Below are 19,821 nucleotides of genomic sequence, written 5' to 3' on the forward strand. Positions count from 1 at the left end.
CCTCAAGAGCTAGCAGACCCTCCAGCCCCTCAAGAGCTAGCAGACCCTCCAGCCCCTCAAGAGCTAGCAGACCCTCCAGCCCTTCAAGCTCATCAATCGCTAGAAAGTCTCCTGGCTCATCAAGGGGAAATGTTTTGCCAAGGCCCCAGAACACTCGGCCTACAGAGACTAGCATTGCTAAACCTGCTTCAAAACCAGACAATAGCTCTGTTGCCGAGGATGGTATCCCCCCTATCCCTCCTGAATTTGATCTGCAACTGCCAATCCTACCAGAACCAGAACTGGCCAATAATGTCAGTGTCACAGGGGTAGTTGATAATGGTAGGGGTGTCTATTACGCTATCCTAGATGTCCCTAATGAGCCTAGTCGTAGCGTTCAAGTTGGACAGTTTATATTAGGCGGACAAGTGCTAGTAAAGCGAATTGAAATGTATAGAGGCTTAGATCCAGTGGTGATTCTGGAAGAAAACGGTGTTGAAGTGTCTAGACGAGTTGGAGAAAACTCAGGATCAGCTTCTTGAGGTAACCTCAGGGTACAGTGTTAACTGTTAGGTGTTAGGTGTTAGGTTTTAGGTAAGCATATGGGCTACGCCCAGGCTACGCCAACAGCTATGAGCTATCAGCCGTCAGCCGTAAGCTATTACCGTGAGACCTAACAAATGTACATTATACCAGCCATTGGGAGCATCCCAATGGTTTTAGATTATATAGGAGTCAATACTATTGCGTTATCAAATTAGTTGTCCTGGTTTACCCTTGGCAGTTTATCGAGAGGTAGCTGCCCATTTACGCCAAGTGACAGGGGTAGACGCTGATTTACTACCCCAAACATCCCAGCAGTTTGATTACAATCAGAGCCAAGTTGGTGGATTGTGGATTGAGTATGGCGAGACTACTGATAAAGTAGAAAGAGAACGGGTCAAGCAAATTTTGTCCTATTATCAAAATCGCTATGGTGCCTGGGAAGAAGACACTTCCGATGGTGGAAAGCAGCTCACATGATGGGGAAGCAAAACGTTAATGGGTTTAATCCAGGCTTTACGAGGAACACGGGATATCCTGCCAGACGAAGTTGGATATTGGCAGCAAGTAGAAGCGATCGCACAACAGATTCTCAATAGAGCGGCTTATCGAGAAATTCGTCCTCCCATTTTTGAGCGCACTGAACTGTTTGAACGGGGAATTGGGGAAGCTACCGATGTGGTAGGGAAGGAAATGTATACCTTCAACGACCGGGCAACCCCTCCTCGTTCGGTGACACTACGTCCAGAAGGGACAGCAGGAGTAGTGCGAGCTTATATTCAAAATAGCCTCTATGCTTCTGGTGGAGTACAACGCCTCTGGTATACCGGTCCGATGTTTCGCTATGAAAATCCCCAAGCTGGACGACAGCGACAGTTTCATCAATTGGGGGTAGAGGTGATTGGTTCTAGTGATCCGAGGGCAGATGCAGAAGTAATTGCGATCGCAAAAGATATCCTCAATACCTTGGGTCTAGTTAACCTGACACTTGACCTTAATTCTGTCGGTAGTACCGAAGACCGTCAACAGTACCGACAGGCTCTGGTAGATTACCTCACTCCTTACAAAGATGAGTTGGACGAAGATTCTCAAGACCGTTTAACTCGCAATCCCCTCAGGATTTTAGATAGTAAAGACAAACGTACTCAAGAGATTGCTCAGGATGCTCCCAGTATTTTAGACTACCTAAGTTCAGAGTCCCAAAGTCATTTTGATCAGGTAAAGCAGTTGTTAAAGGATTTAGGGATTAGTTACCAGCTCAATCCTCGCTTGGTGCGGGGGTTGGATTACTACACCCACACTGCCTTTGAAATTATCTCTGATGACTTAGGCGCTCAAGCAACAGTTTGTGGTGGTGGTCGCTATGACGGATTAGTCGATGAATTGGGGGGAAATAAAACTCCAGCTGTTGGTTGGGCGATTGGTTTAGAGCGTTTGGTGATTTTGCTGCAACAACTGCAAACCTCACCAACCCTAGCGCTAGATTTTTATCTAGTCTCCAGAGGAGAAGTAGCTGAAGCTCAAGGATTGAAACTTGCTCAGCAACTGCGCAAAGCTGGGTTGGCTGTAGAACTGGACTTGAGTGGAAGTGCTTTTGGTAAACAGTTTAAGCGAGCTGACCGCAGTGGTGCGGTGGCTTGTTTAGTGATCGGAGATGCTGAAGCTCAGAGCAACACCGTGAATTTGAAATGGCTGGCCTCTGGGGAACAAGAAACTATCACCCAAGCTGATTTATTGGATAAAACTGAGCAGTTAAAAGAGCAGATAGAACGTTTGCGTTGAATGTTCAGTGTTGAGTTGCGTAGGGTGTGTTAGGGGAGCCTTGATATTTGGCCTCTAGCCCTTGGTTAGGTTGGTGCCCGTAACGCACCACTGCTGGTTCAAACAACTGTTAGGAGATGCACCCTTGAGTGTTCAGTGTTAACACTTAATAGCTTCGTATTATTTCGTAGTTACACATCAATGCTTTGAGATAAGTCTGGGTATCCTTAGGTTATAAAGAAAGGGGTTAGCATCCTGAGGATGCTGCGCTACCATTTCACCTGTAGAGTTCCCCAGCTGCCGCTATGCTACCAATACCGGATTACTTAATTGCCCTGACTGTAGTACTGGTGGTAATCCCATCAGTATTCGTAATTTTACTACGTTTTGCTCTCCATACCCATCTTTTATCCCTAGGGAAGCGAGTAAGAAGACTAATCCATGGACAGCCTCGTGGGAAAAAACCCAGAATTGTAGAGGAGCTAGAAAGACGGTTCTCAGATGCTAGCCGACATTTAGAGCAGGTCAATACAGGCGCATTAATTGACCAAGCCTACAGCCACGAAAAAGTTGTTGGCATATCTTGTGACCAAATTGATTACATTGGTCGGATTATGCCTAGCTTACTGCTATCCTTTGGCTTACTAGGTACCTTTATCGGCATCACCATCAATTTGTTAGCACTCAGTCAAACAATCAGTCAATCTGATGCTACCGATATCAATACTTTAGTTAACCAATTACAGCAACCCCTAGAAGGGATGGGGATTGCTTTTACCACTAGCTTAACCGCTATCTTTTTTAGTGCTGTCTTAACGGTAATTAACGTCGCCTTCAATACAGGGCTAGCGAAAAATAATCTGATTAGTTACTTAGAAGACTACTTGGATAATATTTATCAGCCCACTTTAGCAGGGGAAAAACGCATGGATATATTGGTTCAGGGGATGTCCAATATATTTGAAAGCTTTTTGGCGAGATTTGGTCACACTGTTCGAGAAGCAGTGGAATCCTCACTAAAAGAAAAAGTTCAAGAAATTGCTGATGCTAATATTCAAGTGCTTAAACTAGCAGAAAATTCTTACAATAGATTCTTCCAAGCTGCTAGTACTATCGCCAGAAGTGCTGAGGAATTTCAGCTAGCTGCTGCTCAATTTACCCAAGTTGCTCAAACCTTTGAGCATAGCCAGTTTCCTCAAAAATTATCTAAGGCTACAGTAGATTTAACTAGAACTCAAAGCAGTTTCTCTGAGTCAGCCAGTATGTTATCTCAATCAGTGCAAGGGATGGGAGTAGCAATGGCTGAACTTCAACGTCATGGGGTAAAGTTGGTAAAATTGGCAGAAGAAATCAGTGCTCTCAGACAATCTTCTATAGATGTAGTAAAACAGCATCATCACAGTCAACAAGCGCTAGCTAAGATTATCCCCCAACTTCAGCAAGGAGCACAGGGATTTCAGTCAGCGATCGCTAGGCTTGATCAATTAGAGCAACGGATTGCTTCTCGAACCGATAGCTTGAGTGACGTTCACGCTGAATTGGCTAAGTTAGTGTCAAATGTGAAAAGCTATACCGAAGGAGTAAGTCTGGGAATTCAGGCTTTAGGCGATCGCCTTAATCAAAGTATTACTCAGCAAGCTAATACTGACCAGCATAATTATGAAATTATGCGACACAATCTTGAAAAAGTTGTCAATCATCTCAATAACACCAATGAGGAAATTGCTAAGATTAGCCAAAAACTGAATGAGTCCAATCAAATCGATGGTTCAACTCGCATAACTCAAGATATGACTGTAGGAGAGCTAGTCAGGCGTTTGAGCAGTGAACGATAAACCTGGCAAATGACTAATAGTAATTATAAGATTGACAGAGAATTGATAAAATGCGTCGTTCACGAAATAATGATTGGAATGAAGAGATAAATCTCTGGCCAGCTTTTACAGACTTAATGTCTAATGCCTTCATGATCCTGATCTTATTTTTGTTGCTCTCTATCCTGAAGTCTGTGCTGGCACAAACTTCCTTGGAATCAACCATTGATGATCTCACCAGAAGTGAAGATGAAGTGGTGCAATTAGCAAGGGAGAATGCGGAATTACGAGCTAAGGCAGCTCGGGTTGATCAACTTGAGCGTGGGGTGGCGGTTTGGAGAGCTAGGGCAAAGCGCTCAACTGTCCGCGAAAAGGCACTAGAACAGCAGATTAGGTCTTTGCAGGTACAGATTGCTGCAGCACCAAAACCACCAGATACACCTCCGATTATTGTAATCAAAGATCAGGGGAATTACCGATTTGATTCCGGTAGTGCGGAAATTCCCTCAGCGATGAAGGATTATATTCGGCAGCAAATTGTCCCTGCTATTGAAAGCAATGCCAAGGACTATGAAATCAATGTAGTAGAACTAATTGGTCACACCGATGGTCAACCTAATCTTGGTGGTAGCAATATCGACCAAACTATTGGGAATGTGGTTAATAAAAATTCCTCTATCAGTCAACTTAGACCAGGATCTAATGCTGATTTAGGACTGATGCGAGCGTTGGCAGTTGTACAATTACTCCGTGAGATTCAAGCTAAAGAAGGACGGCTGAAGGGGCTGCAATTCCGGGCTTATTCTGCAGCCCAGTTAATTTTACCTAATGGACAAATTGCTCCGATTAGTTTAAAGGATGATCAAACTAGGCGCAGGATTGAAATTCGCTTTACTCGTCTCGGTAGGGTGACAAATGTTCAATAGCTGAAGAGGAGAGAATCTCGCTAATCTGGTAAGGAAAGATGCTATTGATAGAGTTTGCGATCGCAAATTCATGAATTAGGCTTTCTCTGGTGAACATTTCTGGTGAACATTGAAGACTACACCGGTCGTCTACCAAAACCAAAGATTGATAATGATGAAGCACACCCACAAGGGGTGTGCTTCATCATTATCCGGTTATCAATCTCCAGCGTGCAGACCAGTGGGGAATTCCGCGAGATTTGTTAAAAATTTTTCATCTTCCTTGATCTTTACGCTACGTCACCCTCTATGTTGATGAATATCTAGAAAAAACGAAACGAAAACATCATGTACAGCATTGGGGAATTTTCTAGGATCGCTCAGGTTTCTAAGCGTTTACTGCGCTACTACGATCAGATTGGTCTGTTTCAACCGATGTTCGTTGATCCTGCCAGTGGTCATCGTTACTACAGCGCAACCCAATTGCCCACACTCAACCGCATTCTCGCCCTCAAAGAATTGGGGTTATCGTTGGATCAAATCCGACGATTCATCAAAGATGATATCTCCCTCGAAGAAATTCAGGGTATGTTGTTGATGAAAAAAGCCGAGTTAGAGCAACAGGTGCTCGATGAACTCAAACGCATTCGCACAATTGAATCACGCTTAAAGCAAATTAAAGATCGTGCTACCCATGTGCGTGATGTGGTGGTGAAGCAAGTCCCCCAACAACAGCTTATCGGAATACGCAAGATCTTATCAACGGGTGAGTCACCTAAATAATCAGGGATTATGATGAAACACTCAGCTAAATTTTATGACAAAATCGCAGAAGGCTATGCCAAACAACCCATTGCTGATGAAGCAGCTTACCAGAAAAAACTACAAGTCACACAGGAATACTTTAAGCCAGAGATGGAAGTGCTGGAGTTTGGCTGCGGGACGGGATCGACCGCTATCATTCACGCACCCTACGTTAAACATATTCGCGCCATAGATATCTCATCCAAAATGATTGAAATAGCCCAAGGTAAAGCTGAGGCAAACAACATCAACAATGTTACCTTTGAACAATTGACTATCGAAGAATTAATTGTAGCAGATGAAACCGTTGATGTGGTGTTAGCACTGAGTATTTTGCACTTACTAGAAGACAAAGAAAAAGCGATCGCCAAAATTCACAAGATGCTCAAACCAGGCGGAATTTTAGTCACCAGTACAGCTTGTCTCGGAGATACCATGAAGTGGTTTAAGATCGTCGCGCCGATTGGAAAATTCTTGGGTTTAATACCGTTGGTTAAGATTTTTACGACAAAAGAATTGTCAGACAGTTTGACCAATGGTGGTTTCGCGATTGACTACCATTGGCAACCGAGCAAAGGCAAAGCGGTGTTTATTGTGGGGAAGAAGGCACTGGTAGAAGCGATTAATTTCAACTGTTAATTAGGAACGTAGCCAATGATATCCTGGTTGGTGCTGATCGAGACGAATTCCTCAAGAGTGATAATCACCAGTCAACGTCTGATAATGCCTCCCAAAGTTGAAGCGATTAGCTAAGCTACTTGAGACAGGCGATCTCTCAGGCTTAGAATAATCCTTAAAATTAGCCCTAAAATTTAGTATCAACAGGCACATCTTAAAGGTTGATTTTGTGGTACAGCTTTCTTATCCCCTTAAACCGAGTAGATGTCAGTCACTTTGTCGAATCCGGTGGTTGACAAATCTCGAGCGTGGGGATAAGCAAAATACTCGACTTAAAGTGTAAGCTAATTGGAAAAGCAATCAAGTCCATTAGCAGGTCTTTGGGTCATAGATATTGACAATGGCTAAGAAGTACTGGGAATTTCTACTACAGAAAGAGGGGGAGCGCTCCTGGAAGCCAATCAAGTCTTCTGAGATCGAGATTGAATCCGGTCGGTATCGGATAGTGGCTCGTTCTAACCTGCCCAATACTGATGTAGAAATTTGCGTCAGCTATGAGAGCACAGAGCAAGTGCCACCCAAACGCAAGTCCCAGAAACGATGGCGTCGCACCAACTCAGAAGGGTTAATGGTGGTGATTCCTTTCACCACCATTAACCCTGGTCTGTGGAAGTTACGTTGCAGTAACGATATCATGGACGATTTTATGGGTGAGTCATGGCGAAAATCCTTAGCGCTACAAGTCATACCCAAGGTCAAAGATGTAGAGACACCCCCGGAAACCTCTGTATCCACCCCAGTAGCAGAGTCCACCCCCGTAGAAGTCACCCCAGCAGAAGTCACCGAAACTGATACTCAGCCGCCTCAACTAGACAATTCCCTGACTACACTTGAGCTAGCTGTTGATTCTCCCTCCACCAATACTATTGCTAATGACCTGAAAGCAACAGATGCGAGATCAGATACTAGCTCAGATACTAGCTCAGATGCTAGTTCAGAGTTTTATAACCCTCAGGAGTACCAGAGTGAGATAACACCACCAGAAGAACAACCCATAACCATTGCTGCGCCAGAGTTACCTGTTCACCAAGCCCAAGCAACAATTGGGGTTAGCCAAGATGAATCTAGTCCTAGCCAAGAGATGGTTTTGGAAGAGCTAGAAAAGCTTTACCCAGAGGCACCTGTTAATCCTGAAACCAACCAACAACTAACAGCAACTATCTCGGAAGACTTACCACTCCAATCGACCGTTGAGAATTCCATCATGGAGGAATCTCTGGAAACTTTGGAGCAACTACTACAACAGGTGCTTCAGCCAGTATTGGATGAGTTGGAAGATCGGGACTCTGAAGATAACCAACAGCTAAGAAAAACCTCTGATTTAGATTGGGTTTCAGATACACAGGTTAATCAGTACGGTTTAACCCTAAGACTAGATAAGGATATTTTCCTGGCAAAGCGAGGAGAGTCGTTGACTATCAAAGGAGAATTGGTAGTAGATAATGATAAAATTACTACTAATGGTGATAGTATAACAGTTAGTATTTTAGATAGTGTTTTAGAAAACTTATTCCCTGCTACTCTACGCTACCAATTGCGGTTTCCTCAAACAGGAAAACGTTTGTTAGATGTTGAGTACTCCCTATCTCAAGAGGAGTTATTTTTAGGATTTAGCCATAGTCTAGATATTCCGACGGATTGTCAAAGTGGTCTAATTTTAGGAAAAATCACCCTTTATAATTCACAGTCAACTCCTTTAGCCACTCAACAATTTACTGTTACAGCTAATGTAGAGGATTTATTAGAAGTAATTGTGCCAGGGAATCAGGGGATGCCAATGGAAACCATGGTAGTACTGGCTAATCGGATCGCTGAATCTGCCAAACCTGATCAACCTGATCAAGAACTTCTCTTCTTAGATGAAGACCCCTTAGAGCAGACTGTACTGGATCTAGTTGACTTACCCCAAAATCATCCATCTCTGTTCTTGCAACCTATCTCTGGACGGTCTTTACCACCAAAACTTTACCACCATCAGCCTAGTGATATAACTGTTAAATCCCTCGAATTGCCCAGTTTGCCTACAATGCAATCCGTTGCTGACCCTGGAGCACAGCACCAAGAGATCCAAGATCAGTCTAAAGCATCTGATTCAGTTTCCCTAGATGATCAAGAATCCTCCACTACAGCTAATCCAGAACTAGATAATCGAGAGCAAGATACTGGGTCAGAGTTACAGCTTCAAGACAAAGTGCTTCAAGACACAGTGCTTCAAGACACAGTGCTTCAAGACACAGTACTTCAAGACACAGTAGAAAAGTCGGAAGATAGTACTGAAGATACTACTCAAGATAGTATTTTAGAGATAAAGTCTGAGGTCTTATCTAATTCTAATGATGCTTATGAAGTGCTGAGTAATTCCCTGACGGAATCTGAGGGAATCCAAACTATTGAAATTAGTGAGATTGATGAATCTCAGAGAGATGATCAGTTAGAGGATTCAGAATCGGTTGATACCCAGTTCAATAATTCCAAGGTAAACCAATTATTGAATACTACTCGGTGGAATACTCCAGATTCTGTACAAGATCCTGAGTCAATCGCTTTAGAAGAAGCTTTCCGATCCTTAAACATGGAAGAGCGTTTTTGGTCACGGTTGAGTGCTTTAGCTGAAGATCATGAATTGATGGAATTGCTTAGGTTAGAATTATCCCCCGAGAGTAATCCTGCTGGGGAAGATCACTCAGCAGTGGCAGATGAACAGAGGAATGAAACGGCTAGCAACCAAGAAGAGGTTAGGGAATTTCCAGAAAAGGTCTTGGAGTCAATCACAGAATCTGAGGATTTGTCCCTAGTTAGTTCAGAATTAGCAATGCCAAAGACACCCCCTAGAGTTGGTATTACTAGTCACGATTGGACGACTCAGGAAATTGTAGTAGATGATCGAGAAATAGCCCTACAACAGACAAAAGCTAAAGCAACCAAGCAAGATGAGTTGAAGGCTAAACTGGATAATCTTTCATCCCTAGAGTTGGATGGGACCTTAGCAGCACCGACTTTATCAATACCGACTACTAGGGAGTTGCTTGCTGGAGAAAAGGTAATGGTGACCATAAAACTTCCCCCTAGTCAATCTCGTTTATGTATTAAATTGTGGGTTAAAGATGTGCAAACTCGCTCTCTGCTCCAAGAAACCCGTTCTATTATAGATTTACTCCCCAATGCGGCTGGGGAGCTGGAGGCAATGACTCAATTAGTTATACCCCAAGGCACGACTCAAATTAGAATTGAAGCGATCGCAATTAATTTGGAGAACCAGCAGGAGAGTCACAAGGCGGAGTTGGAGTGTGTAGTTGTTCCTACTGACTTATCGAGTACCTTTGAAGGATGAAGTATTTTATATAGCATTTCTCAATTGGTTGAGGTACAACTTCCTAAGTTTTAGGGAGCAGGGAGCAGGGACTTCGGAGCAGGGAGCAGGGTAAAACTCACAGGGGTAGGTTTTTTACATTTGGGTAAAACATGGGACGACTCAGAGGAAGAGGAAAAGAAAAACAACGAACAAATGATGATTTTAACGACAAATTAAGTATATTTTCTTATCCCCCACACCCTACACCCTACACCCTACACCCCACACCTGACGTCTTTGTAAAAAACATACCCTTGAAAGGCAGGGTAAAAATCCTATGTACCTCATAGGTATCAGAACCGCTATACTGACGCAATGCCGTTTTGTTCCATATAATTCAGTAACCAGTTTGCGGCTGTGGCTCGGCGAGTTTGTCGAGGACCAAATTCTCCGATTTTGTAACCTTTGAAACCTAACTTTTTTTTCAATAGCTGTTTATTTTCTTTGGGTATTGAACGGGTTAGTTTTACCGTCGCAGGGCGGCTTTCGATGAAATTAGGTGGCTCGGGATAGTCTTGTTGCCATTCAGGATTAACCTCAGTTAGATCCCACTGCCCGGTAGTTGAGTTATAACGATAACCTAGATAGTACCAGAGAATTTTGTTAACGGTATCGTCATCAATTTCTTCGTTTAAAATTGACCAAATTGTATTAGTATTGAGTGGCGGTAGTTCAAACATATTTGAATTATAAATTAGGAATTATCAAGGATTAAGTAGATTATAGATACAGTTAGACTATCTGGGCTTTTTGACTTCTCTCCTGGTACCTCTGCCGGAATAATGGTAATGGTTGGGGATTGAAGCTGTATGGCTATGAAAATTATAAAGCAGCCGCTGCGGTGGCAGGTGGGATTGGTTTTCTTGGCTGGTGTGTTGGCGATTTCCACATCAGCTATTTTTGCGCGATTAGCGATCGCATCCGCTGGGGTGAGTGGGGTAGGGTTTAGCCTGTTCGTAGCTGGGTCTCGCCTTACTATTGCGTCTATGCTACTGTTACCAGCTTTGCCAAAGCTCAGGCAAGCTCAGCTAGCTCCAGGTGCATTACTCTATGCCAGTGGGGCTGGTATTTGTTTAGCGCTACACTTTGTGACTTGGATTACTTCCTTGTCTTTTACTTCCATTGCCGCATCTACTACGTTAGTTACCACAACTCCGATTTGGGTTGCTTTAGTTTCTTGGCTGTGGTTCAAGGAAAAACTAACTAGGCTGACGGTTTTGGGGATTGGTGTGGCGTTTGTCGGTGGTGTGTTGATTACTTTGGGGGATGGGGCTTCTCTCAGTGGTGGGAGTAATCCTCTGTTGGGGAATTCTCTAGCATTGATGGGAGCAGTGATAGCAAGTTTGTATGTACTTTGGGGACGTGAAGCACAGCAGCGGGGTTTGAGTCTCGGTAGCTATAGTGCTTTCGCCTACACTATGGGGGCGTTGCTGTTGTTACTGTTATCCTTACTCTGGGGTGTCAGTTATCTCAGTTATCCGGTAGCGGTTTACGTCTACATCTTGTTAATCGCAATTTTCCCCCAAATGGTAGGACATACCAGTTTTAACTGGTTGCTACGCTGGATTAATCCTACCCTGGTGACCCTGGCTATTTTGTTTGAACCCGTTGGTGCTTGCTTTTTGGGCTATCTGATTTTTCAGGAAGTGCCAGGGGTATTGGTGCTGGTAGGTGCGGTGGTGTTGTTAGTTGGGGTGGCAGTAGCGGTTTATGGGGCTAATTTAAAAAAAGGTTGAAGGTTAGTGGTTGAACGCGGACCCGTGGCCTTTTGGCCAAGGTTAGTTGAAGGATTTCAGCTTGCACGTCACGCCCCCCAGGTCTGTAAGAGACTAAGCAGAATTAAAAGGAATAGGTATTCTGAGCTATTAAGGGGTTACTGGCCCACGGAACGAGAATATCAGGACTTATTTGCAGCGAGTCGTTTTAAACTCGAACAACTCGTTTATACTGATAAAAGTCTAACAGTGATGGAGTTTACCCTTCCATAAAGATGTTTTTGACCTCAACTATCAGGTTTTACACCTCAACTTTCAGGTAGAAAACCTAGTAGTGCTAAAAAATTAGTTAATTGACTAAAGTATGCCAGAAGTAGGAGAAGCAAAAAAGAAATGAAAAAAATGATCAAAACTTGTTGTGTAACGTTAGTAATCTGTATGCTACTGCTAACGATCAATGTGATGAATGCACTGGCGAGTAGTGAAACTGAGATGGAAATATGTGACTTAACTCTACACTCATTTTGTGACCGTGATCTCTTGCCGACGCAATATGTGGAACTTATTGCTCCCCCTAACCATATCTCATTTCTTCTTTTGAAAAATGATGCTCCAGGAGATAGAAACGGCAAAATCGAAAATGATGATGATTCGGTTACTTACAGCGCTAGGGAAATAACAACTTACTTAGCCACGTTTTCCAATAGTGAAGACATAACAAAAAACCTGAAAATATCCAACACTGACGCTATAACAGAGTCTCCGCAGCATTGGACTTTTTATCATAGACCCGCACAAGTGGTCAAATTGGTTAACGTATTTGCTGCAAATAAAAATTAATTAATAAATTCGGGAGCATACTATTTTGGAAACTATCTCTTTTTATATAGGCATTAACATCGCGTTAATACAGCTTAATGTGGTATGTTTATTCCAAATTTGGATGCTCCCAGAAAGTCTGTAATGACTCATAAAGCTTTAATAATAAATGGTTTTCGGCTATTTGGTTACCTCTTTAGAGGTATGACAAAATCTTGCAAAGTGGTATTTTAAAAATATACGTAGTAATGTAAAAAACAAGTCGTCATAACAAGTGATTTAGATATGAGTAGCTAGAAAGGGGGATTGAGTTAAAAGCCAATTATTTTTCCTTTTCCCTTTCCCCAATGAACAGTAAACTACTTCAACAAGTCCGGGTTTTAGACCCAGTTTCTGGAATTGACCAAGTCGCTGATGTGCTGATTACTGATGGTGTAATCACGGCAGTGGAAACTCAAATCAAAGAAATCTCTGGCGATACAGTGGTGCAAGATTGTCAGGGACACATTTTAGGACCAGGACTAGTAGACCTCTACAGCCATTCTGGTGCACCAGGACATGAGCAGCGGGAAACCTGGTCTTCACTACTGGCAGCAGCGGCAAATGGAGGCTTTACTCGCTTAGCCATTTTGCCTGACACTAACCCCCCCCTAGACAATGCTGCTGTTTTAGCACAACGGCAAGAACTCCAAAACTCTGCCTATCTGACCCTCCCCCCTTCCTCACCTCAACTCTATCACTGGGGTGCCTTCACCATCGGGTTAGAAGGACAGCAAATGACTGAATTAGCTGAACTAGCTCTAGGGGGAGTAGTGGGCTTTACCGATGAAGGTCCTTTATGTAATTTAGGGCTAGTTCGACGGTTGTTGGAATACCTACAACCCTTGGGTAAACCAGTAGCACTTTGGGCTTGTGACCCTAAGTTGGTAAATGGGGGAGTGATGCGAGAAGGTATCCAGTCAATTGGTTTGGGTTTGCCAGGGAATCCTGCGATCGCAGAATCATCCGCTATCGCTGCCTTATTAGAAGTCGTAGCAACGACTGGCACGCCAGTCCATCTCATGCGTATCTCCACCAGTCGCGCTGTGCAATTGATTGAATCAGCCAAAGCAGCGGGGTTGCCAGTAACAGCCAGTACCACTTGGATGCATCTATTGCTCAATACTGAAGACTTATGCAGTTACAACTCCAATTTGCGATTGGAACCGCCGTTGGGAAACCCAGTTGACCAAGCTGCACTGATCCGAGGTGTTCGGGAGGGGATTATTGATGCGATCGCAATTGACCACGCTCCCTACACTTATGAAGAAAAAACCGTTGCCTTTGCTGAAGCACCACCAGGAGTAATTGGTTTAGAGCTAGCCCTACCTATACTCTGGCATACTCTAGTCGAGACAGGGGATTGGTCAGCCTTAGAACTTTGGAAAAGTCTTAGCACAAATCCTGCTATTTGCCTACAGCAAGACCCCCCTAGCACTGCTCCTGGTCAATTGGCTGAGTTAGTCTTATTCAATCCTCAATCCCCTTGGATTGTTCAGCAAAAAAACCTCAAATCCCTTTCTCTTAATACCCCCTGGCTAGGGCAAGAATTAATTGGTCATGTCGTGCAAACTTGGTGTCCAGCAAGTCGGAAATATGACTTATGAAGTACTGAGACTTCATAAGCCAGTTGGCTGATTCAACCCTTCAGGGTAACTCGGATTTGGTTTCAATTTCCCCATCCGATTTAACGGCCAAAACCGCACTACCGCACGACCGATAATTTTGTCACGAGGGACAAAGCCCCAGTGGTGAGAGTCGTAACTATTGTTACGGTTATCTCCCAGTACTAGGTATTGATCTGCTGGTACTGTTGCCGGTCCAAAATCGTACTGTGGTGCTTCTTCGATATACTTTTCCTCTATTTCTTGATCATTAATATAAACTCGACCATTTTTAACCAAAACTTTGTCACCGGGTAACCCAATTACGCGCTTGATAAAAGCATCTTTAAAATTTTGCTCTTTCAGCCTTTCAGTGGGAGCAAAGACCACAATTTCTCCTCGTTGTGGGTCTTGGAAAAAGCGATAACTTAACTTATCAATAATTAGGCGGTCATTAATCTGTAATGTCGGTAGCATCGATCCTGATGGGATGTATCGCGCTTCTGCCACAAACGTGCGAATCCCAAAGGCAAGAACAGCACTCAAGGTAATCGTTTTAATCCCTTCTACCCAAGCATTGTCTTTAGGAGGCTGTGTAGGTTTTTTTTCTGGTCTTTTATCTGGTACACGACTCATATCCATTCAACTACTACCGATACACAAATTTGAGGAAATTTCAACAAATAGCTGATTGGGAAATTATCAGCAAATTTAACAGCAAATTTAACAGCAAATTTAAACGTCTGGGGTTTTCTAGCTAGATCTTAAAAATTTCAAGTTAGTAGGGGAGCCTAAATCAAGATTATGTAAAGTTTTGTCAATAATGTCAATTTGGCAGGACAACCCTGTTTATTTGTGCCATGGTGGTAGGTTAGCTGCGGTTGTCTGTATTTAGCTATATCTCAGGTTTGTATCTACTGTATCTACCTAGACACCGAGCAGGGACACTGTCAAATTTTAACATCCTCCTATGTTGTCTGACTTTTGCTTGTTTATCCGCCATGCTCGTATTCTATTGCCCTCTGGTGAATTTTTACTGGGGGATATCCACACCTGCGGTCGAAGGATTGTTCAGGTTGCCCCAGACATCCCAGTGCCAACGGACGTTACAGCATATAAAGAAATAGACGCTACTGGCTTAACTTTGTTGCCAGGGGTAATTGATCCCCAAGTCCATTTTCGGGAACCAGGTCTAGAACATAAGGAAGACTTATTTACTGCCAGTTGTGCCTGTGCCAAGGGTGGAGTGACGTCCTTTTTAGAGATGCCGAATACTCGTCCTGCGACGACAACCCAAGCCCCACTGGATGACAAGCTCAAGCGAGCGGCAGATAAGTGTTTAGTTAATTATGGCTTTTTTATCGGTGCAACACCAGCAAATCAGCCAGATTTGCACAATGCCCAGCCGACTTGTGGGATTAAGATATTCATGGGTTCAAGTCATGGTGCACTATTGGTAGATCATGAAGCAGTGATAGAACCAATTTTTGCTGAAGGTTTTAGCGAAGGTTCTCGGAAGTACAATCGCTTAATTGCGGTGCATGCTGAAGACCAAGCTAGAATTATTCAGCGACGTAAGGAATTTGCTGGAATTACTGACCCTGCTGTTCACTCTAAGATTCAGGACAATCAAGCTGCTCTTAATGCCACCAAGTTAGCCCTGAAGTTATCTAAAAAATATCAGCGGCGGTTGCATATCTTGCACCTATCCACCGCTGAAGAAGCTGAATTGCTTAGGGAAGACAAACCTAGCTTGGTGACGGCGGAAGTGACTCCCCAGCACTTATTACTAAATACCGATGCCTATGCAGAGATTGGTACCCTGGCACAGATGAATCCGCCGTTGCGCTCCCACCATGACAACGAAGTTCTTTGGCAAGCTCTACTCGATGGTGTGATCGATTTTATCGCCACAGACCATGCTCCTCATACCTTGGAAGAAAAAGCGAAAGGTTACCCCCACACTCCTTCGGGAATGCCTGGAGTAGAAACATCTCTGCCACTGATGCTGACTCAAGCCATAGAGGGACGGTGTAGTGTGGTTCAAGTATCTCACTGGATGTCTACAGCAGTTGCTAAGGCCTATGGAATTCCTAACAAAGGTGCGATCGCTCCTGGCTATGATGCGGATTTGGTACTGGTAGATTTAGAAAATTACCACCCAGTGTTACGGGAAGAACTTTTAACAAAATGCGGATGGAGTCCTTTTGAAGGTTGGAACTTAACGGGATGGCCAGTGATGACCATTGTTGGAGGTCAAGTAGTCTACGACAGAGGAAAATTGAACACAGACGTGCGAGGTGAAGCTTTAACTTTTACCAGTTAAGCACTATCGGATTTAATCGGAAGTGGAAAAAAATTAAAGTTGACCCAAATTTTTGGTCAACCTCAATCCCACTAACCTTCACCCTACTCTACACTCGATGCCAAGGGCGAACAAGCAGATAACCTATCCAACAGCCAAGTTAAATCAAACTTACCGTTACAGGTGAATTGTGCCTGACGTCCACCGTCCTGGGAATAGGTTAGTGTCAGATGTAGATAACTGGGTGGCAAATAGTGTAGGCGCTCAGCCCACTCGATGGCCACAATTCCCGGAGCAACCTCAATTCCCTCCCAGTAGTGTTCTGGGTTTAATGACTCTACTTCTGAGGTGGATAAGCGGTACAAATCAAGGTGATACAGGGGGAGACGTCCCTCTGTGTACTCATTGATCAGAGTAAAGGTGGGACTAACAATAGCATCAGTAATTCCTAGTCCCTCACCAATACCCTGAACTAGGGTTGTTTTGCCAGCCCCTAAGTCTCCCTCCAGCAAAATGATGCTACTAGCTGGCAGAGATTTCCCCAATTCCACACCTAGCGATCGCGTTGCTTTAGCATCAGCTAGAAAAATTTTTGTCATTAGTTATTAGCAATAGAGTACCTCGAATAATAGTTATTCTGAGTTAATATCTCAGCTTTTATTTTCCTTTAAAAATTTTACTTGAACTCACCAAATCTCACGCATGTGCTCGACTATACCATCGTAATAAAACCCGTGCCAGCCTTTCCGAATTGTGCCGCACTAAATGAGTTTCCTCATCTTCATACATTACATTGGTCACTACAATGCGACGCCCTAATTTAGAAGTCTCTTCTCGATCCAGAAATACTGGATGAGACTTAACTTGAGCATACTTAATCAGTGAGCCAGCTGAGGGGTATTTTCGATTCACTAGTACCGCGTTAAATAGCCTTTTCCCACAGGCTTCATCAATAGTTTTGATATGGTCAGAGACACTATATCCATCAGTTTCCCCTGGCTGGGTCATGATATTACAAACATAGATGCGGGGTATCAAGCGAGCTGCGATCGCATCGGTAATTTCTGGCACCAACAGATTGGGAATAATGCTGGTATAGAGGCTACCGGGTCCTATTATAATATAATCAGCTTGCTGAATTGCCTTGAGTGCTGCTGGTAAAGCAGGTGGATGTTCGGGAGTACAACCAATTTTTTTGATCACTCCCCGAGCCTCAGTAATATTAGACTCTCCTTCGATGCGACGTCCATCAGCTAATTCAGCCCAAAGGCTAACATCAGTTAGGGTAGCTGGCAAGACTCTTCCTCGCACTGCTAATACCTGAGAACTAGCGGCAACAGCTTGTTCTAGATCGCCAGTAATATCACTCATTGCGGTTAGAAAAAGGTTTCCAAAACTGTGACCGACTAAACCACTACCAGCTCGAAAACGGTATTCAAACAGTTCGGTTAACAACTTTTCTTGGTCTGCCAGTGCTGTTAAACAGTGACGAATATCCCCCGGTGGTAACACTCCAATTTCCCGTCGCAACCGTCCACTGGAACCCCCATCATCAGCTACCGTAACAATAGCAGTGATATTAGCACTATAAACCTTTAGTCCTCTAAGTAAACTAGAAAGACCAGTGCCACCCCCAATGACTACAATTTTCGGTCCCCGGTTTAACCGACGATGATCCATCAGCACATCAATCAGTTTTCGATCGTGGTCGGGTTTTAAAACTTCCGTAATTGATCCTACCGTCCGGGTTTGCCCCCAGAAGATGAAAACCAGACCCAAGATCAGCGCAATTGGACCAGAGACATGGTTAGGAATAATGGTTGTAATTTTCTCTAAAACTTGGGCTGTGAATTTAATGATGTAAAAAACTGGGGTCAGCTTTACCCAAATCGCTAATCCCAAACTTGTTAGCACTACACCACCAGCACTTAAAAGTATCCAACGCTTCACCAGTAATCCAGGGGCTAACCACTTAAACCAACGGTTGACCCGCTGAGGAATTCGACCTCTCGATTCATTTTGTAGGGTACGTAGAGCTCTTTTGAAAAGACTGATTGAGGACATAACTACACTGAGTATGGTAAGTACAAAAGCTGGATAGACATTGCTGGTCGAACTCCAGCACTTAACAAGGAGGCGATGCATGTAGTGAGGAACGGCTAAGGCTCCGGAAGTGCCTGTCAGATTGGTACTTTCTTTGCCTAATCAAACCTTCGTGTGAAAAGTCCGTGATTCACATAGCCGCTCACCCTTCAGGTATAGCGGTTTTCATTGATATTACTGATCAAGGTGCGCGCCTCCTAGGGCGCGAGGCATTGCTCGCGCCCTAGGGTCGCACCTCAATAGTGAATTCACCATGAAGCTGGTACTGATCACCACAGTTTCAGATAATTAGGCTAAGGTGTGATTAATACAATATCCGGTACCTAGACGTTATGATCAGAATTTGCTCGTGGATATGCTGAAAGTGGTGAGGTCGGTTAAGTTGCCATTTAGGGTATGAGAGTAGTGGCGTAACCCAAAAAAATACGGGGTGAAACAGAATAATCCCAAGTAGTCAGCTACCCCATACTTCTCTGATTTTCGTGTTTGGTGTAGCTGGTTAGAGGTCATGACTTAATGCCGAACGCTAGCCTAGGTAATAGGGATAATAGCACTAGGTAATAGGGATGATAGCAATAACACTATTAACCCAATCTAGTGATTAGACGGGAAAGGGATTAACGGCAGTGAGCCAGATGGAAAAGCGAATTTTGGGAATTGACCCAGGACTAGCTACTTTAGGTTTTGGCGCAATTAGTTGCCAAACAACCCAAATTAGTAAGTCAGGAAAAACAGAAGGCTCCTTAGGAGTGGCAAAGCGTTCTAGCCAACCAATACAGGCAACCCCTGAACCATTGCAGTTGCTAGATTTTGGCATCATCCAAACCCCTGCCAAGACTGATTACGGCTCACGACTGTGTACGATTTACGAGGATTTACACACCCTGCTTGAACACTGCAAACCGGATCTGGTAGCGATTGAAAAACTTTTTTTCTACCGTATGAGTACTACGATCTCCGTAGCTCAGGCACGGGGTGTTGTGGTGTTAGTAACAGCACAACATGAAGTTCCAATGGTAGAGTTTACACCGGGTCAGATTAAGCAGGCAATGACCGGATATGGTAATGCGGATAAATATGAGGTTCAGCAGGCTGTTATGCGGGAGTTAAACTTAGACACCATCCCCAAACCAGATGATTTAGCAGATGCCTTGGCAGTCGCATTGACTGCCTGGTTTCATATGTCTTGAACACTTTACTATATCTGTGAACTATATCTGTGAACTATATCTGTGAACTATATCTGTGAACTATATAACAATACTAAAGTTTTAAAATTTTAAAACTATTAAATCCTTTCTGGGCAAGGGTTATAGCGATTATGATAAGCGGACGCGATCGCATAAGCGCGGAAGCTGAGGCCTTGGCCTTTGGGCCACGCGGGGCGCGTTTGGCCACGC

At 43.8% G+C, this 19,821-nt stretch carries 17 protein-coding genes; 13 read left to right on the forward strand and 4 right to left on the reverse strand.

Features of this window, described 5'->3' with window-relative positions:
- Positions 1-134: 134 nt before the first annotated feature.
- From AC4II3_RS14645 to AC4II3_RS14680, 8 genes are all read left to right on the forward strand, one after another.
- The gene (locus tag AC4II3_RS14645; protein ID WP_075895905.1) at positions 135-521 is read left to right on the forward strand and encodes a hypothetical protein; all 387 of its coding nucleotides are present in this window, start codon (positions 135-137) and stop codon (positions 519-521) included.
- A gap of 202 nt (positions 522-723) precedes the next feature.
- Positions 724-1,002, forward strand: coding sequence for a hypothetical protein (locus AC4II3_RS14650; protein ID WP_488008468.1), 279 nt, complete (start codon positions 724-726; stop codon positions 1,000-1,002).
- 18 nt (positions 1,003-1,020) lie between these two features.
- Entirely contained in the window at positions 1,021-2,304 is a 1,284-nt protein-coding gene (hisS, locus tag AC4II3_RS14655; RefSeq protein WP_488008470.1) for a histidine--tRNA ligase, read from the forward strand.
- Between the two features lie 284 nt (positions 2,305-2,588).
- Positions 2,589-4,118 (forward strand): hypothetical protein, encoded by a 1,530-nt coding sequence (locus AC4II3_RS14660; protein WP_488008471.1) that lies wholly within the window; start codon positions 2,589-2,591, stop codon positions 4,116-4,118.
- A gap of 50 nt (positions 4,119-4,168) precedes the next feature.
- The gene (locus AC4II3_RS14665; protein WP_488008473.1) at positions 4,169-5,023 is read left to right on the forward strand and encodes a flagellar motor protein; all 855 of its coding nucleotides are present in this window, start codon (positions 4,169-4,171) and stop codon (positions 5,021-5,023) included.
- A gap of 327 nt (positions 5,024-5,350) precedes the next feature.
- Positions 5,351-5,785, forward strand: a complete 435-nt coding sequence (locus AC4II3_RS14670) for a MerR family transcriptional regulator (RefSeq protein ID WP_488008475.1) — start codon at positions 5,351-5,353, stop codon at positions 5,783-5,785.
- A gap of 12 nt (positions 5,786-5,797) precedes the next feature.
- Complete coding sequence (locus tag AC4II3_RS14675; RefSeq protein WP_488008501.1) at positions 5,798-6,445, forward strand: class I SAM-dependent methyltransferase; 648 nt, start codon at positions 5,798-5,800, stop codon at positions 6,443-6,445.
- Between the two features lie 379 nt (positions 6,446-6,824).
- Complete coding sequence (locus AC4II3_RS14680; protein ID WP_488008477.1) at positions 6,825-9,815, forward strand: hypothetical protein; 2,991 nt, start codon at positions 6,825-6,827, stop codon at positions 9,813-9,815.
- 323 nt (positions 9,816-10,138) lie between these two features.
- Here the strand turns inward: AC4II3_RS14680 and AC4II3_RS14685 are convergent, their stop codons facing one another.
- On the reverse strand, positions 10,139-10,516 hold the full coding sequence (locus tag AC4II3_RS14685) for a DUF1823 family protein (RefSeq protein WP_488008479.1): 378 nt from the start codon (positions 10,514-10,516) through the stop codon (positions 10,139-10,141).
- A 129-nt stretch (positions 10,517-10,645) separates the two neighbouring features.
- On the opposite strand from AC4II3_RS14685, the gene AC4II3_RS14690 reads away from it, so the two are divergent.
- The 3 genes from AC4II3_RS14690 (at position 10,646) to AC4II3_RS14700 (ending at position 14,016) form a co-directional block, all read left to right on the forward strand.
- Positions 10,646-11,572 carry a DMT family transporter gene (locus AC4II3_RS14690; RefSeq protein ID WP_488008481.1) on the forward strand — a complete coding sequence of 309 codons (927 nt, stop codon included), beginning with the start codon at positions 10,646-10,648 and terminating at the stop codon, positions 11,570-11,572.
- A 372-nt stretch (positions 11,573-11,944) separates the two neighbouring features.
- Positions 11,945-12,391, forward strand: coding sequence for a hypothetical protein (locus AC4II3_RS14695; protein WP_488008483.1), 447 nt, complete (start codon positions 11,945-11,947; stop codon positions 12,389-12,391).
- A 326-nt stretch (positions 12,392-12,717) separates the two neighbouring features.
- The gene (locus AC4II3_RS14700; RefSeq protein WP_488008485.1) at positions 12,718-14,016 is read left to right on the forward strand and encodes a dihydroorotase; all 1,299 of its coding nucleotides are present in this window, start codon (positions 12,718-12,720) and stop codon (positions 14,014-14,016) included.
- A gap of 12 nt (positions 14,017-14,028) precedes the next feature.
- Here AC4II3_RS14700 and lepB read toward each other — a convergent pair whose 3' ends face one another.
- Positions 14,029-14,649: a signal peptidase I gene (lepB, locus tag AC4II3_RS14705; RefSeq protein WP_488008487.1), complete on the reverse strand. Its 621-nt coding sequence runs from the start codon at positions 14,647-14,649 to the stop codon at positions 14,029-14,031.
- A gap of 334 nt (positions 14,650-14,983) precedes the next feature.
- On the opposite strand from lepB, the gene AC4II3_RS14710 reads away from it, so the two are divergent.
- Positions 14,984-16,339, forward strand: a complete 1,356-nt coding sequence (locus AC4II3_RS14710; protein WP_488008489.1) for a dihydroorotase — start codon at positions 14,984-14,986, stop codon at positions 16,337-16,339.
- Between the two features lie 83 nt (positions 16,340-16,422).
- On the opposite strand, the gene tsaE is transcribed toward AC4II3_RS14710, so the two are convergent.
- On the reverse strand, positions 16,423-16,917 hold the full coding sequence (gene tsaE / locus AC4II3_RS14715; protein ID WP_488008491.1) for a tRNA (adenosine(37)-N6)-threonylcarbamoyltransferase complex ATPase subunit type 1 TsaE: 495 nt from the start codon (positions 16,915-16,917) through the stop codon (positions 16,423-16,425).
- Between the two features lie 97 nt (positions 16,918-17,014).
- Positions 17,015-18,382, reverse strand: a complete 1,368-nt coding sequence (locus AC4II3_RS14720) for a gluconeogenesis factor YvcK family protein (protein WP_488008493.1) — start codon at positions 18,380-18,382, stop codon at positions 17,015-17,017.
- A 674-nt stretch (positions 18,383-19,056) separates the two neighbouring features.
- On the opposite strand from AC4II3_RS14720, the gene ruvC reads away from it, so the two are divergent.
- Positions 19,057-19,611 (forward strand): crossover junction endodeoxyribonuclease RuvC, encoded by a 555-nt coding sequence (gene ruvC / locus AC4II3_RS14725; protein WP_488008495.1) that lies wholly within the window; start codon positions 19,057-19,059, stop codon positions 19,609-19,611.
- Positions 19,612-19,821: the final 210 nt, after the last annotated feature.

The organism is Moorena sp., assembly GCF_982860115.1.